Genomic DNA, 14853 nt, shown 5'->3' on the forward strand with positions numbered 1-14853 from the left:
TCCAGCAGTTCCGTGCGGTGTCGGCCAACGGCCGGTGCTGGTCTGGGCTCGTCCGGGCCCGACCGGGGCGCTGGTTGCCAGACCCGGGAGAACGTGGGAGAAACGTCATTGCCCTGCGTGGAACAGGGGGACGCGGCGAACCGTTGGGTGCTGCGAGGCCCGACGGGGCGACGTGGGCGGCTCTCGCTCCCGTGACGACGACGACAAGATGTCCAGACATCTCCCAAGGAGTTCAGCCATGTCCCCTACGGCCAAGTCGGTTGCCGGCGGCGAGAGCCACGGCAGCGCCACCATCGCCACCGTCGAGCGCGCAGCGGACATCCTCCTGCACCTCGCGAACTCCCGCGGCCCGGACTTCGGGATCACCGAGCTCAGCGAGCAGCTCGGGATGTCGAAGGCGGCCATCCACCGGGTCCTGGCCTCGCTGCGCAGCCGCGGCCTGGTCGACCTCGACGAGCGCACCCGGCGCTACTCCCTGGGCGTCGGCGCCCTCCGTCTGGGCCTGGCCTACCTCGACCGCATCGACGTACGCCGGATGGGGCGCCCGACCCTCGAGCAGCTCTCGGCGCGCACCAACGAGACGGCGACCCTCTCGGTGCTGCTCGGTGGCCGCGAGCGCATCTACGTCGACCAGGTGACCCCCGACCGCGAGGTCATCATGTCGGTCTCGCTCGGTGAGCCCTACCCGCTGCACGCGGGCGCCTCGGGCCGCACGTTCCTTGCCTACCTCCCCGAGGACCAGGGGGAGACCTACCTCAACGAGGTGCCGCTGGACGCGCTGACCGCCAGCACGATCATCGACGCCGACACCTTGCGCGAGTCGCTGGCCGAGATCCGCACCCAGGGCTGGGCCCGGTCCTCCGGCGAGCGCAAGAGCGGTGCCGCCTCGGTGGCCGCGCCTGTGCGCAGCCACGACGGCTACCCGATCGCGGTGATCAGCGTCTGCGGGCCTGCGGAGCGCCTCGCGGGGGAGTTCGAGGGCTGCCGCGACGCCCTCGTGCACGCCGCGCGCACCATGTCGCGCCAGTTCGGCTGGACCGGGGACTGAGCGCCCGGGGCCGGCCCCCGCTCCCAGAATTAACATGAACGTTCCGGCGTTACCTCTTGTGGAACAGCGTTCCTCTAAGTGAAACTCCTGTCTAGCGCGGTGCTGTCGGCCGAGGTCGGCGCGCGCCGTGCCATCGGCCGGTCGTCCGCGTCTGCGGCGCTGCACAGGAACGAGGAACGCGATGGGCTCGCACCGATCCGTGCTGTACGGCGGCCTGATCTCGACCGCGACACCCGAGGAGCACATCCGCCTCTTCAGTGACGTGTTCGGCATGGCCGTCGTCGGCACCACCCGCCTCGACGCCGCCGCGGCCAGCGCGCTCTTCGACGCGCCGCTGAGCGGCGCGGAGCTCGTGGTGCTCCAGACGCCCGGCGTCGAGTCCGGCGTGGTGCTGGTGAGCTTCACGCCCACCTCGGCGGAGACCGTGCGCAGCTATGAGACCCGCGTCGACCGCGACGCCCTCAAGGTCATCGACTTCTACGCGCCGGACTACGAGGACGCGATCGCGCACGCCCGCGGCCTCGGCTACGAGGTCGTCGAGGCCGAGGCGGAGTACGAGCTCGCCGCCGGCACCTTCCGCGAGGCCCACCTGTGGGCGCCGGACAACGTGGTGACCGCGTTCCTCGGCGGCCCGGCCGAGTTCTTCGCCGACTTCGCCCAGGTGGGCGACCGGCGTACCAGCGAGGTGCAGAGCATCTCCGCGCCGGTGAGCGACGGCGCGCCCGTGGTCGAGTTCTACCGCGAGGTCCTCGGCTGGGACGTCGTCTTCGAGTACGCCATCGACGACCCGAGCTTCTCCGCGCTGGTGGGGATCGAGGAGCCGCTCCGGCTGCGCTCGCGCAACGTCGGGCCGAGCACCCGGGAGCCGTACCTCGGCCTCATCGACTACGGCCTGCCTGCCGACGTCGGCGGCTCGCTGCTCGGGCGCAGCGTCGCCCCGCGGCGCGGGCTGCTCGGCGCGGTGGTGCTCGTCGGTGACCTCGGGGCCGTGGTCGCTGCCGCGGGCGGCGCCGCCGGACCGGTCCAGGCCCTGGACCCCGTCGCCTTCGTGGGCCCGCGTGCCTGCGTGCTGACCCCGCCGCACGGCGTGCCGCACCTGGTCCTGGAGCGGGCGGGGCTGACGGCGTGACGAGAGTTTCGAGGAATGCCGACGGCGTGGTCCGTACGACGGACGCGCCGGACGGCGAGAGGAGTGGAGCCGTGAGGCGGACGCAGAGGGAAGTGGGGCGCCGAGCGCCCCGGTGCTCGACCTGGTCGGGGGCCGAGCGCGACGCGCGCGCGGTCGCTCGAGAGGACGCGGCATGCTGAGGATGACGCTGTCACGGCTCGCCTCGGCGGTGCCGGTGCTGATCGTGATCTCGATGGTGTCGTTCGCGCTGCTGCGGCTCTCGCCCGGCGACCCGGCGCTGCTCTCGGTCGGGATGGAGGCGCCGGCGGAGGCGCTGGCCCAGGCCCGTGCCGAGATGCGGCTCGACGACCCGATCTGGTCGCAGTACTGGGCCTGGGCGACCGACATGCTGCGCGGCGACCTGGGCACGTCGTACTCCGACAAGGCCCCGGTCACCCAGGCGATCGCCGACCGGCTGCCCGCGACGCTGCAGCTCGCCGTCCTGGCACTGCTGCTCATCGTGCTCATCGGCGTCCCGCTCGGCGTGCTGTCCGCGCTGCGCGCCAACCGGCTCACCGACCAGATCATCCGGGTCGGCTCGCTGGCAGGCATCTCGGTGCCGAACTTCGTGGTCGCGCTGTTCCTGGTGCTGGCCTTCGGGTGGTGGTTCCCCGGGATCATGCCGTACCAGGGCTTCGTCCCCCTGATGGAGGATCCGCTGCTCAGCCTCAAGACCACGCTGCTCCCGGCGATCGCCCTCGCCGCGCCGCAGGTCGGCCTGGTGGCGCGGCTCACCCGGTCCAGCATGCTCGAGGTCCTCGGTCAGGACTACGTGTCCGCGGCTCGGGCCATGGGCGTGCGCGAGCGGGTGATCATCTGGAAGGACACGCTGCGCAACGCGCTGCTGCCCGTGGTGACGGTGCTCGGCGTCCAGACCGGGTTCCTGCTCGGCGGGTCCGTCGTCGTGGAGACCGTCTTCGGCATCCCCGGCCTGGGCCGGCTGCTCGTGGAGTCCTTCACCATCCGCGACTACCCGGTGACCATCGGCGTGATGATGTTCATCGCCGCGGTCTTCGTCTTCATCAACATCGTCGTCGACCTGCTCTACGGGGTCATCAACCCCCGCATCCGGGTCGGCTACGCGAGCGGGAAGGAGTGAGCGCGGTGAGCACCAGCATCCCCACACCGCCCGCAGTCGAGCCGAAGGAGCCGGCGAACGCGCCGGCGAACGCACCGGCATCGGTCCACCGGGCCGACGAGGTCGGCCTGCTGCGGCGGCTGGCCTCCAACAAGCTCAGCCTGATCAGCCTGATCGGCGTCGTGTTCTTCCTGCTGCTGGCCCTGGTCGGGCCGTTCTTCGCGCCGTACGACCCCGCGGCGCTCGGCGACGACCCGATGGCGGCCCCCAGCGGCGAGTACTGGATGGGTACCGACTCGGTCGGCCGTGACGTCTTCTCCCGGTTCCTGCACGGCTCCCGGGTCTCGATCCTGGTCGGCTTCCTCGCCGTCGTGTTCGCACTCGTCGTCGGGACCGCGCTGGGCATGCTCGCCGGCATGCGCTCGGGCAAGTGGCGCGACTCGGTGATCATGCGCCTGATGGACGTCATCCTGGCGTTCCCGCTGCTGGTGCTGGTGCCGGTGATCACCGGCATCATCGGCCAGCGCGACCTCTCGCTCGGGCCGATCCCGATCGGGCCGGAGACACTCGTCGCCATCGCGATCGGCATCGTGCTGGTCCCCGTCTTCGCCCGCATCGCCCGCGCCAGCGTGCTGGCCGAGATGCGCGAGGACTACGTCATGGCGGTGCGCTCCTTCGGTGGGCGCAGCCGCGACATCCTGCTGCGCAACCTGCTGCCCAACATCGCCGCCCCGCTGGTCGTGCAGGCCGCCTTCGGCCTGGCCATGGCGATCACGGTCGAGGCGGCGGTCTCCTTCCTCGGCCTCGGGGTACAGCCGCCCGGCGCGAGCTGGGGCACCCTGCTCGCCGACGCGCGCCAGTACGTCACCCTCGGCGCGTGGTGGCTCGTGGTGTTCCCCTCGATCGCGATCGCGCTGTTCGTGCTGGTCTTCAACCTGCTCGGCGACCAGCTGCGCGACGAGCTCGACCCGCGGGCCAAGACCGCGATGAAGAAGAAGTCAGCGAGCCCGCGACGGGCCCGCCGTGGCACCGACCCGGTCGCCACCCCCGACCGTGTGGAGGGAGAGCGATGAGCACCATGACGAGCGACGACGCCACCAGCGCCGCCGTGCCCGAGGACCGGGAGGTGCTGCGGGTCACCGGCCTGCGGACCAGCTACCTCTTCCGCGGGACACCGGTCCCGGCGGTCCAGGAGTTCGCCCTCTCGGTGCGACCCGGCGAGATCGTCGGGCTCGTGGGGGAGAGCGGCTCGGGCAAGAGCACCGCCCTGAAGTCGATCCTCGGGATGCTGCGACCGCCCGCCGAGGTGGTCGCGGACGAGATCGTGCTCGACGGCCGCGACCTGCGTGCCCTCTCCGCCGAGGAGGCGCGACGGGTCCGGGGCGGCGAGATGGCGATGATCTTCCAAGACCCCATCAACTCCTTCAACCCCGCCTGGACGATCGGCAGCCAGTTCCGCCGGGTGCTCGCGCTGCACCGCCCGGACCTGCGCCGCAAGGACTACGACGCGGAGATCATCCGGCTGCTGCGCGGCGTCGGGATCGACGGCGCCGGCAAGCTGGACTCCTACCCGTTCCAGTTCAGCCAGGGCCAGCTGCAGCGGATCATGATCGCCGTCGCATGCGCGAGCAAGGACCTCAAGGTGCTGCTCGCCGACGAGCCGACCACCAGCCTGGACGTGACCATCGAGGCGCAGGTGCTCGACCTGCTCCGCACCCTGCGCGCCGAGCGTGACCTGGCGATGGTGCTGGTCACCCACGACCTCTCGGTCGTGGCGGAGATGTGCGACAAGGTCGTCGTGATGTACGCCGGCCGGGTGGTCGAGGTCGCCGACGTCTACGACCTCTTCGAGCGCCCGCAGCACCCCTACACCGCGCAGCTGCTGCGCGCGATCCCCGGCTTCCCGCACGATGGCGAGCGGCTCTACGCGATGCGCGGGGCGGTGCCGGGGCTCGATGCGGAGATCCGCGGCTGCCGGTTCGCCGACCGGTGCGACGCCAAGCTCGGCCCCGTCTGCGACACCGACGACCCCGAGCTCTACCCGGTCGACGACCGGGGCGCGCGGGCCGCGTGCCACCGGGTCCTCACCGACCTGCCCACCCCGATGCTCAAGGAGACGAGCCGATGAGCACCCGCCCCCTCGACGACGGCGCCCCCGCCCTGGTCTCCGTGCGCGACCTGCGCACGCACTTCCCGGTCGGCGGTGGGCTGCTGGCCCGCGCGCGCGGCAAGCAGCAGATCGTGCACGCGCTGGACGGGGTGACCGTGGACATCCGGGCCCGCGAGACCCTGGCGGTGATCGGGGAGAGCGGGTCCGGCAAGAGCACCATGGGGCGCAGCATCCTGCGCCTCGAGGAGCCGACCTCGGGCACCGTGGCCTTCCGGGGCAAGGACGTCACCTCGCTCTCCCGCGAGGACCTGCGCCAGCAGCGCCGGCACATGCAGATGGTCTTCCAGAACCCGTACTCCTCGGTGAACCGGCGCAACCGGCTCATCGACATCATCTCGGAGCCGCTGCGCGTGCACGGGATCGGTGACGCGGCGTCGCGGCGGGCCCGGTCCCTGGAGCTGCTCGAGCTGGTCGGGCTCAATCCCGACTTCCTGCATCGCTACCCCCACGAGGTCTCCGGCGGGCAGCTGCAGCGCGTCGGCATCGCCCGGGCACTGGCGACCGGGCCGGAGTTCCTGGTCGCCGACGAGCCGACCGCGAGCCTCGACGTCAGTGTCCGCGCGCAGGTGATGAACCTGCTCAAGGACCTGAAGGAGGACCTGGGCCTGACGCTGATGTTCATCAGCCACGACCTCGCCGTCGTGTCCTACATCGCCGACCACATCGCGGTGATGTACCTGGGGCGCATCGTGGAGGTCGGCAGCAAGCAGCAGCTGGAGTCGGAGCCGCAGCACCCCTACACCCGGGCGCTCTTCGCGGCCGCCCCGAAGCCGGACCCGCGCCAGCGCAAGAAGGAGGCCGTCCCGCTGGGGGAGGTCCCCAGCGCGATCGACCGGCCCTCGGGGTGCCACTACCGGCCGCGCTGCCCGCTGGCGATGGACATCTGCGCGGTCGAGTACCCGCCGCTGGAGCTCAAGGCCCACGGCCAGCAGGCCGCCTGCCACGCCGTCCCGTCGGCTCCGCTGCCGGCGGGTGCCACCGCACTGCCACTGGCGACCGCCTGAGCGATGCCCCTGAGGGACGCCCTTGGAAATGCACCGCGGCGCCCGCTCGAAGGAGCGGGCGCCGCGGTGTTTCAGCGGCGTTCGTAGAGCTCGAGGCGCTCGTCGTCGGGGCCGAAGTAGGCACGGGCGGCCACCGGGCCGAGGCCAGGCAGGTCGAGCTCGACCCGCTCGCCGGCGGCCTCGGCGCCGATCGCCTGGAGCAGCAGCTCGGCCGCCGCCAGGTCGTCGGTCTCGAGGGACGCGGTGAGGATGCCGAGCGCAGGCGGCACCGCGCGGTCGCGCTGGGAACGGCCCGGGAGCCCGACGTACTGCGCGATCTCGAGGCGACCGAGGTCGGGGGCCTGCGGGTTCATCATGTTGATGTTGTGCAGCCCGGTGCCCTCCGGCAGGCCGAAGAAGGACTCCATCCGGTGCAGCACCTTGTCGTAGAGCGGGCGCATCCCGAGCGCGGCGTAGAACTGCGCCGAGCGCCGGGCGTCGCTGCTGTGGATCGCCACCGTCTGCAGCGCCGAGGGGCGCCCGTCGTAGTCGGCCAGCAACGACCCGGGCGCGGGCTCGAGCTCGAAGACGTCGAGGAGGACCCGGTCGGGGTCGTAGGACAGCGAGTCCCAGGCCGACAGGTCGGGCGTCACGGTCCAGTGCGTGGGGCCGGACTTCGCGCTGCCGCCGTTCGTGCGTACGGCGTGCACCGCCGCCTGGATCTCCGGGACCCGGACGTTGAGCGCGTAGTGGCCGTAGTCCTGCATGGCCGAGTAGTCACCCCAGTAGAGCTCCCCGGGGCGGTCGAACTGCACCAGGCGCAGCAGCCCGCTGGTGGCGCCCTCGGGGCCGAGCAGCACGGTGTCCGCGCTCATGTCGGCCGGCAGGCCCCACAGCTGGCCCAGGGCTTCCCCGGACAGGCGCCCCGCGCCGAGCTCGACGTAGTCGAAGCACGCGGCGTAGAAGCGCCGCGAGCGCTCGAGGTCGCTGACGCCGACGGTGGCCACGCGGATCTCGCTGATCATGTGTTCTTCATCCCTCGTTCCACCTGCTGAAACATTGTTTCGGCAGTCTTGTGGTCGCGAGGAGCGGATGTCAAGGGTGGCGGTGGTGCCTGAGCTCCAGGGCTTCCGTCCCCCTTAAGTAGGACTTTATTCCTGCCGCCGGGGCTGCGGCCCTAACGTGAGTGAAACCACGTTTCGATCAGCGGAACGTGCGATCGATCCTGGACGGAGGCGCACTGATGCTGTCCTACCTGGTGCGGCGCCTGGGCGGAGTGGTCGTCGTGCTGCTGCTCGTCCTGACCATGGTGTTCCTGATGCTGCACGCCACCCCCGGCGGCCCCGAGACGGCGTACCTCGGCAGCAACCCCACCCCCGAGAAGCGGGACGCGGTGATGGCCCAGCTCGGCCTGGACCGGCCGCTGTGGCTGCAGTACCTCACCTTCGTGGGCAGCGTGCTCACCCTCGACCTCGGCCGGTCGCTGACGACCGGGACCCCGGTCACCGAGCTGCTCGGCGACCGGATGCTGGTGACCCTCGAGCTCGGCCTGGTCTCCTTCGTGGTCTGGACGGCGGTCGGCATGCTCGCCGGCGCCCTCGCCGCGGCCCGCCGCGGGCGGCTCCTCGACGGGGTCGTCCGGGTCGGCAGCGTCGTCGCCCTCTCGATCCCCAGCTTCTGGCTCGGCCTCGTGCTCGTCATGATCTTCGGCCTCTACCTCCCCGGTGTGCTGCCGAGCTCGGGCTGGGTGCCGTTCACCGAGGACCCGGTGGAGAACCTGCGCTCGCTGGTGCTGCCGGCCTTCACCCTCGGCATCGGCGCGGCGGCGGTCATCGCCCGCACACTGCGGACCTCGATGATCGAGGCGCTGGACGCCGACCACGTCGCCTTCGGCCGGGCCCTCGGGCTGCCCGAGCGGACCATCCTGTCCCGCCTCGCGCTGCGCAACGCGGTCATCCCGACGCTCACCGTGCTGGGCATGATGCTCGGCACCTTCATCGGCGGCGCGGTCCTCGTCGAGAACGTCTTCAACGTCCCGGGCGTGGGTCAGCTCGTCGTGACCTCCTTCCTCGCCCACGACTACCCGGTGGCGATCGCCGCGACGGTCTGGACGGCCGGCACCTTCCTGGTCACCACGCTCGTGGTCGACCTCCTGTACTTCGCGATCAACCCGCGCATCCGTGCCCAGTTCGTCGGAGGTGGTTCCCGGTGAGTGCTCCCGCCCTCACGGTCCGTGCCAGGCGCCGCCCGCGGCTTCCGCGTGTCCCGCGGCTGTCGGCGCTCGGCTGGATCGGGCTGGTCCTCGTGCTGGCCTTCTGCGCGCTCGCACTCCTCGGGCCGCTGTTCTCGCTCCCACCGGACGAGCGCACCGGCGGGCCGCTCGAGGCGCCGAGCGCGGCGCACTGGTTCGGCACCGACGACCTCGGCCGCGACCTGTTCGCGCGCACCGCGGTCGGCGCACGCCTCTCGCTCCTGGTCGCGCTCGGCAGCGTCGTCGCCGGCCTGGTCGTGGCCGTGCCGATCGGGCTGCTCGCCGGCTACCTCGGCGGCACCTGGGTCGACGACGTGCTGATGCGGGTCATGGAGGCGCTGCAGGCGCTGCCGGTCTTCGTGCTGGCGCTGTTCGTGGTCGGCATGATCGGGACCGGTCCCACGGACATCGGCCCGGTGACGCTCTCCGCCGGGGTCAAGGTCATCCTGCTGCTCGCGCTCTCCTTCCTCCCGTTCTTCGCCCGCGTCACCCGGGCCGCGACCCTCGTCGAGGTCCAGGAGGAGTACGTCGCCGCGCTGCGGGTGGTCGGCGTCTCGCGACGGCGGATCATGCTCGGCGAGCTGCTGCCCAACGTGCTCCCGCCGGTGCTCGTGCAGGGGTTCCTCTGGGTGGGCGTCGCGGTCTTCGCCGAGAGCGCGCTCTCCTTCCTCGGTCTCGGGGTGCAGCCGCCGCAGGCGAGCCTCGGCAACCTGCTCTCGGACGCGACCAGCGCGCTGATGATCGGCGGCTGGTGGCTCTCGGTGGTCCCCGGCCTGGCGATCCTGCTCGTCACGATCGGCATCAACCTCCTCGGCGACGAGGTCGATCGCCATCTCGGAGGCCGGCACTGACCGGCCCGACCCTTCGGCCTCCCTCGGCCGGAACCCTCTCGGGACGAACCCTCATGTCCGCGCTTCGTCGCGGTCCCGATTCGCGTCGCGGACGTCCGTCCTCACCGACCGCACCACCACCCTCTTTTCAGGAGCTCGCATGAAGACCGATTCCCTCGCCATGTCGCGCCGCGGCCTGCTCGGCACCCTGGGTGTCATCACCGCCGGCGTCACCCTCGCCGGCTGTGGCGGCGGCACCAGCACGAGCGGCTCCGGCGGCTCCGGCGGCAAGCCCGTCGCCGGTGGTGCGCTGGTGCTCGGCCTTCCCGCGCTCTCGGACTACCTCAACCCGCTGGTCGCGACCACCAACGCGCTGGCCTGGGTCACCGACCCGGTGGTGGAGACGCTCTACACCTACGACGACCAGATGCGCTCGGTCCCGCTGCTCGCGGCCGGCGAGCCGACCATCTCCAAGGACGGGCTCACCTGGACCATCGAGGTGGCCAAGGGCGTGACCTTCTCCAACGGCGAGCCGCTCACCGCCGAAGACGTCGCGGCCGTGATCAACCACGTGTCCGACCCGTCGGCGTACACCGACTGGACCAGCTACTTCGCCTACTTCGTCTCGGGCGCCAAGGCCAAGGGCCCGCGCACCGTCGTGATCTCGCTGGCGATGCCGTACGGCGTGCTGCGCTCGCACCTGAGCAATCTGCCGATCATCCACCGCGACTCGCTGAAGAAGAACGACACCACGATCGGCACCGGCCCCTACGTGATCGACAAGGTCACCCAGGGCCAGTCGGTGCTGCTGCGCCGCAACGAGAGCTACCACGGCACCGCGGGCGGCCCCGACACCCTGGAGTACCGCGCGATCCCGGACGCCGGCACCCGGCTGGTCAACCTGCGCGAGGGCAAGATCCACGTGATGACCGACGTGCCCGCGAGCAACGTCGCCACCCTGGAGAAGGACGACTCGCTCTCCGTGGAGGTCGTCGACGCCCCGATCTCGATCCTCACCTTCTTCAACGCGACCAAGGCGCCCTTCGACGACGTCCGCGTCCGCCAGGCCCTCGCCCACGCCATGGACCGCGAGGGCGTCGCCGAGCTCGTGTACGCCGGCACCGCGGCGCCCGCGCAGGGCCCCGCCGGTCCGGCCCTCGAGGCGCACGACCCGGACCTCGAGATCTACTCGGCGGCCCCGAACGTCGAGCGCGCCAAGGAGCTCCTCGCCGAGGCCGGCGTCGACGGCGTGGAGTTCACGCTGACCATCAGCAGCTCCTCGGAGGCCACCGTCAAGATGGCCGAGGTCCTGGCGCAGGGCTGGGCGAAGGCCGGCATCACCTGCCGCCTGGAGACCACCGACGCCGGCACCTGGATCACCCGGTGGATGGAGGGCGACTACCAGCTCTCGATGACCACCTACGTCACCGGCGTCAGCGCCGGGGCCAGCGCGTTCCCGCTGTTCACCTCCTACGCCTCGAGCAACACGATGAACTTCGGCTACTCCAACAAGGAGGCCGACGCGCTGATGAGCCAGGCGTGGGCGACCACCGACGACGCCGAGCGGGCCGAGCTGACCCGCCAGGTGGACCGGATCCTCGCCGAGGACGCGGTCGCGGTGCCCCCGGTCTACCCGCGGATGATCGTGGCCCAGCGTCGCGACGTCACCGGCCTCGACGCCGGTCAGCTCGCCGTGGGCCGACTGGACGCCGCCAACCTGCGGCGCCTGGCCTGAGCATGACTGCCGTCGTGAGGGAGCGCGGAGAGCCCGGGCCCGGGACGTCCGGGGCACCGGGGACGCACCCGGTGCTCCGCGTCGAGGGCCTCGACGTGACCTACCGGACCGGCCGGGGCCCGCTGCCGGCCGTCCGCGACGTCTCCTTCGAGGTCCACCGCGGTGAGGTGTTCGGGCTGGTGGGGGAGTCGGGCTCGGGCAAGAGCACCCTGCTCAGCGCGCTGATGCGGCTGCTGCCGCGGGGCACCGAGCTCTCGGCCGGAAGTCTCGAGCTGGACGGCCGCGACCTGCTCGGCATGTCCGAGTCCCGGCTGCGCGGCCTGCGCGGGACCGAGATCGGACTGGTGCCGCAACGGCCGATGACCTCGCTGTCGCCGGTCACCCCGGTCCGGGCCCAGCTGCGCCGCCTGACCGGCGGGCAGGTGGACGACGCCCGGCTGCACGAGCTGCTGACCAGCGTCGGCCTCGGCGGACTGCGCGAGCGGCTCGGGGACTACCCGTTCCAGTTCTCCGGTGGCCAGCTCCAGCGGATGCTGATCGCGATCGCCGTGCTCGCCCGCGAGCCCCGGCTGGTCCTGGCCGACGAGCCGACCACGACCCTCGACGCCACCGTGCAGGCGCAGGTGCTCCGGCTCCTGATCGACCTGCGCGAGCGGCTGGGCAACACGGTCGTGCTCGTCACCCACGACCTCAACGTGGTCGCCCAGGTCTGCGACCGGGTCGGCGTCATGTACGGCGGCCGGCTGGTCGAGGTCGCCACGACGGCCCGCCTCTTCGAGGACCCGCAGCACCCCTACACCCAGGCGCTGCTCGCGGCGATGCCGAGCAAGCACGCGCCCGGGGAGCGGCTGCGCCCGATCCCGGGCACGGTCAGCGGAGCCCAGCGGCTGCCGGGGTGCCCGTTCGCCCCGCGCTGCCCGCGCGCCGACGCGCAGTGCCGCGAGGTCGACCCCGCGCCGCGGGAGGTCGCCTCCGCGACGGTGCGCTGCCACCACCCGGGGAGGGTCGCATGAGCGCCGGAGCCGAGCCCCTCGTCCGCGTCGAGGGCCTGGTCAAGCACTACCCGGTGCGTGGTCCGCGGCGCCCGCGCGGCACCCCGGCCTCGGTGGTGCACGCCGTCGACGGCGTCGACCTGCGGATCGCCCCCGGCGAGTCGGTCGCGCTGATCGGGGAGTCCGGCTGCGGGAAGTCGACGGTCGCGAAGGTCCTGGTCGGCCTGGTGCCGGCCACGCAGGGCGTGGTCCGGGTCGCCGGGCACGACGTCGTACCGGTGACGGTGAAGGACGCCGAGGCGCGCCGACGCGTCCAGCTGGTCTCCCAGAACCCGTGGTCGGCGCTGAACCGGGCCCGCACCGTGCGCCACATCCTGTCCCAGCCGGTCGTCCTGCATGGCCGGGCGACGGGCAAGCAGGCGGTGGAGCAGCGGGTCTCCGAGCTGTTGGGCCTGGTCGGGCTCCCGGTCGAGTACCTCGACCGGCGTCCGCGGGACCTGAGCGGCGGTGAGCTGCAACGGGTCACGGTGGCCCGGGCGCTCGCGACCGAGCCGGAGCTGCTCGTGCTCGACGAGCCGACCGCCAGCCTGGACGTCAGCGTGAAGGCGACGCTGGTCAACCTGCTCGCGGACCTGCGTGCCGAGCTCGGGCTGACCTACCTGCTGATCACCCACGAGCTCGACGTGGCCCGCCACCTGGTGGACCGGGTCGCGGTGATGTACCTCGGCGAGATCGTCGAGACCGGCACCGCCGAGCAGATCTTCAGCGCACCGGAGCACCCCTACACTCGCGCGCTGCTGGCCGCCTCGCCGGCCGAGCTCGTGATCGGGCAGCTGCACGGCGACGGCCTGGTGGGCGAGGTGCCCTCGGCGATCGACGTGCCGTCGGGCTGCCGCTTCCACACCCGCTGCCCGTTCGCCACCGCGGCGTGCACCACCGAGCACCCCCTCCTCAGCAGCCGGCCCGGCGAGCGCGCCGTGGCCTGCCTGCGCATCGACGAGCTCGTCGACGGACCCGTCGCGAGCACCCCCACCGGAAGGACACAGCAATGAACCCCTGGGACCAGGACTTCCCGATCCTCAGCAAGCACATGGGCGAGTGGGAGGGCGAGTACGTCCACCTCGACCCCGAGGGCAACGAGATCGACCGGCACGCCTCGCACCTGCGGATGTGGGTGCCCGAGGACGGCTCGTGCGACATCAAGCAGATCAACACCTACACCTGGCCCGACGGCCGGGTCGAGGCCGTGGAGTTCCCCGGCATCCTCAAGGGCCGCGACGTGCACTTCGAGACCGACCGGATCAGCGGCCACATGCACCAGGCCGACGAGCTGAACATCCTGCTGACCTGGACCTACAAGGAGCTGCTCAAGGAGGGCAACTACCTCTACGAGCTGATCCAGCTCAGCCGGGACGGCCAGCAGAAGGTGCGCACCTGGCACTGGATGGAGGACGACCGGCTGGTGAAGCGGACGGTCATCCGCGAGCGCAAGATCGCCTGATCTCCCCGGGGCGGGCCGACGCCTGGCGTCGGCCCGCCCACCCCTCCTCCGAGCCGAGAACGAGAGCGAGCCATGCACGCAGACACGAACCCGGGGCGCTACCCGGTGGCCCCGCTGGCCCAGGACGCCTGGACCCTCGGGGTGGCGCAGTCCCGCATCCACCCCGCGGCGGACCGCGCCGACCTGGAGGACAACCTCCAGCACATGCTCCACCTCATCGACAACGCCTTCCACTACGGCCCCGGCCCGGACCTGCTGCTCTTCCACGAGTTCCCGATCAGCGGCTGGGACACCTGGACCCGCGAGGAGGCGCTCGAGCGCTGCATCACCCTCGACGGCCCCGAGCTGGCCGCGATCGCCGCGAAGGCCCGCCGGTTCGGCTCCTACATCGCCTTCGGCGCCTACGTGAAGGACCCCGACTGGCCCGGGCACGTGCTCAGCCTGACCAACCTGGTGGGCCCCGACGGCGACCTGGTCGCGAGCCACTGGAAGGCGCGCAACGTGCGCGGCCTGTTCCCCGGCTTCGAGCTCTTCACGACCGCCATCTACGACGTCCTCGACGAGTACGTCGAGCGCTACGGCGCCGACGCCGTCCTGCCGGTGGCCAAGACCCCGCTGGGCAACATCACGCTCTCCTCCACCCAGCTCGAGCCGGAGCTGATGCGCGCCCTGGCGATCAAGGGCGCCGAGGTCATCCTGCGCACCGCCAGCGGCAGCTTCACCGAGACCGACATCGCCGCCACCGCGCTCTACAACCGGGTCTACGTGGCGGTCGCCAACAACGCGCTGCTGCTGCGCAAGGGGCCCTACTTCGAGGACACCGGCGCCGGCGGCTCGGCCATCTACGGCCCCGACGGCAAGGTGATCGTCCGGGCCGAGGGCAAGCACGAGGCGCTGATCCAGGCGCGGATCCCGATCGCTGCGTTCCGCGCGCGGCACCTGCAGCCCGACATCCACTGGGACCTCTACCGCGAGGTCTTCGACGGCTACGTCAGCCGGTTCCCGCCGAACCTGTTCGCCGCCGAGCAGCCCCCGACCCTGGCCGACACCGCGGCGTACGTCGCGGGGCGGAGCCGGTGGACCTGAGCCGGTGGGCC

At 71.9% G+C, this 14853-nt stretch carries 14 protein-coding genes; 13 read left to right on the forward strand and 1 reads right to left on the reverse strand.

The annotated features are described in order from the left end of the window. The first annotated feature begins 238 nt into the window (after window positions 1-238). The 6 genes from HBO46_RS04590 to HBO46_RS04615 all read left to right on the forward strand — a co-directional run bounded on the left by HBO46_RS04590 (window position 239) and on the right by HBO46_RS04615 (window position 6468). Window positions 239-1048: an IclR family transcriptional regulator gene (locus HBO46_RS04590; RefSeq protein ID WP_166140157.1), complete on the forward strand. Its 810-nt coding sequence runs from the start codon at window positions 239-241 to the stop codon at window positions 1046-1048. Between the two features lie 181 nt (window positions 1049-1229). Continuing rightward, window positions 1230-2177: a hypothetical protein gene (locus tag HBO46_RS04595; protein WP_166140156.1), complete on the forward strand. Its 948-nt coding sequence runs from the start codon at window positions 1230-1232 to the stop codon at window positions 2175-2177. A 172-nt stretch (window positions 2178-2349) separates the two neighbouring features. After that, window positions 2350-3315 carry an ABC transporter permease gene (locus HBO46_RS04600; RefSeq protein WP_166140155.1) on the forward strand — a complete coding sequence of 322 codons (966 nt, stop codon included), beginning with the start codon at window positions 2350-2352 and terminating at the stop codon, window positions 3313-3315. Between the two features lie 5 nt (window positions 3316-3320). Then, window positions 3321-4367, forward strand: a complete 1047-nt coding sequence (locus tag HBO46_RS04605) for an ABC transporter permease (protein ID WP_207950489.1) — start codon at window positions 3321-3323, stop codon at window positions 4365-4367. Then, window positions 4364-5422, forward strand: coding sequence for an ABC transporter ATP-binding protein (locus HBO46_RS04610; protein ID WP_166140154.1), 1059 nt, complete (start codon window positions 4364-4366; stop codon window positions 5420-5422). The genes HBO46_RS04605 and HBO46_RS04610 overlap by 4 nt, the downstream gene beginning before the upstream one ends. Further along, a complete protein-coding gene (locus tag HBO46_RS04615; RefSeq protein WP_166140153.1) occupies window positions 5419-6468 on the forward strand; it encodes an ABC transporter ATP-binding protein in 1050 nt (349 codons plus the stop codon). The genes HBO46_RS04610 and HBO46_RS04615 overlap by 4 nt, the downstream gene beginning before the upstream one ends. Window positions 6469-6539: 71 nt before the next feature. Here HBO46_RS04615 and HBO46_RS04620 read toward each other — a convergent pair whose 3' ends face one another. Further along, the gene (locus HBO46_RS04620; protein WP_166140152.1) at window positions 6540-7472 is read right to left on the reverse strand and encodes a VOC family protein; all 933 of its coding nucleotides are present in this window, start codon (window positions 7470-7472) and stop codon (window positions 6540-6542) included. Between the two features lie 188 nt (window positions 7473-7660). Here HBO46_RS04620 and HBO46_RS04625 point away from each other — a divergent pair, with 188 nt between their 5' ends. The 7 genes from HBO46_RS04625 (at window position 7661) to HBO46_RS04655 (ending at window position 14842) form a co-directional block, all read left to right on the forward strand. After that, the gene (locus HBO46_RS04625; protein WP_166140151.1) at window positions 7661-8659 is read left to right on the forward strand and encodes an ABC transporter permease; all 999 of its coding nucleotides are present in this window, start codon (window positions 7661-7663) and stop codon (window positions 8657-8659) included. Beyond that, a complete protein-coding gene (locus tag HBO46_RS04630; protein ID WP_166140150.1) occupies window positions 8656-9549 on the forward strand; it encodes an ABC transporter permease in 894 nt (297 codons plus the stop codon). Before HBO46_RS04625 ends, HBO46_RS04630 begins: the two co-directional genes overlap by 4 nt. A 139-nt stretch (window positions 9550-9688) precedes the next feature. Next, window positions 9689-11263, forward strand: a complete 1575-nt coding sequence (locus HBO46_RS04635; protein WP_166140149.1) for an ABC transporter substrate-binding protein — start codon at window positions 9689-9691, stop codon at window positions 11261-11263. Window positions 11264-11334: 71 nt separating this feature from the next. Beyond that, on the forward strand, window positions 11335-12276 hold the full coding sequence (locus HBO46_RS04640) for an ABC transporter ATP-binding protein (protein WP_224769376.1): 942 nt from the start codon (window positions 11335-11337) through the stop codon (window positions 12274-12276). After that, window positions 12273-13307 (forward strand): oligopeptide/dipeptide ABC transporter ATP-binding protein, encoded by a 1035-nt coding sequence (locus HBO46_RS04645; RefSeq protein WP_166140147.1) that lies wholly within the window; start codon window positions 12273-12275, stop codon window positions 13305-13307. Before HBO46_RS04640 ends, HBO46_RS04645 begins: the two co-directional genes overlap by 4 nt. Then, window positions 13304-13756: a DUF3598 family protein gene (locus HBO46_RS04650; RefSeq protein ID WP_166140146.1), complete on the forward strand. Its 453-nt coding sequence runs from the start codon at window positions 13304-13306 to the stop codon at window positions 13754-13756. Before HBO46_RS04645 ends, HBO46_RS04650 begins: the two co-directional genes overlap by 4 nt. A gap of 72 nt (window positions 13757-13828) precedes the next feature. Then, a complete protein-coding gene (locus HBO46_RS04655) occupies window positions 13829-14842 on the forward strand; it encodes a nitrilase-related carbon-nitrogen hydrolase (protein ID WP_166140145.1) in 1014 nt (337 codons plus the stop codon). The last annotated feature ends 11 nt before the right edge of the window (window positions 14843-14853 follow it).

It is taken from the genome of Nocardioides ochotonae (assembly GCF_011420305.2).
GTDB classification, from domain to species: Bacteria; Actinomycetota; Actinomycetes; order Propionibacteriales; family Nocardioidaceae; genus Nocardioides; species Nocardioides ochotonae.

What these genes read in the sequence shown, in the direction of transcription:
- HBO46_RS04650 (WP_166140146.1), top strand. Translation starts at nt 13,304, where the DNA reads ATGAACCCCTGGGACCAGGACTTCCCGATCCTCAGCAAGCACATGGGC.
- HBO46_RS04590 (WP_166140157.1), top strand. Translation starts at nt 239, where the DNA reads ATGTCCCCTACGGCCAAGTCGGTTGCCGGCGGCGAGAGCCACGGCAGC.
- HBO46_RS04635 (WP_166140149.1), top strand. Translation starts at nt 9,689, where the DNA reads ATGAAGACCGATTCCCTCGCCATGTCGCGCCGCGGCCTGCTCGGCACC.
- HBO46_RS04655 (WP_166140145.1), top strand. Translation starts at nt 13,829, where the DNA reads ATGCACGCAGACACGAACCCGGGGCGCTACCCGGTGGCCCCGCTGGCC.
- HBO46_RS04620 (WP_166140152.1), bottom strand. Translation starts at nt 7,472, where the DNA reads ATGATCAGCGAGATCCGCGTGGCCACCGTCGGCGTCAGCGACCTCGAG.
- HBO46_RS04615 (WP_166140153.1), top strand. Translation starts at nt 5,419, where the DNA reads ATGAGCACCCGCCCCCTCGACGACGGCGCCCCCGCCCTGGTCTCCGTG.
- HBO46_RS04600 (WP_166140155.1), top strand. Translation starts at nt 2,350, where the DNA reads ATGCTGAGGATGACGCTGTCACGGCTCGCCTCGGCGGTGCCGGTGCTG.
- HBO46_RS04610 (WP_166140154.1), top strand. Translation starts at nt 4,364, where the DNA reads ATGAGCACCATGACGAGCGACGACGCCACCAGCGCCGCCGTGCCCGAG.
- HBO46_RS04645 (WP_166140147.1), top strand. Translation starts at nt 12,273, where the DNA reads ATGAGCGCCGGAGCCGAGCCCCTCGTCCGCGTCGAGGGCCTGGTCAAG.
- HBO46_RS04595 (WP_166140156.1), top strand. Translation starts at nt 1,230, where the DNA reads ATGGGCTCGCACCGATCCGTGCTGTACGGCGGCCTGATCTCGACCGCG.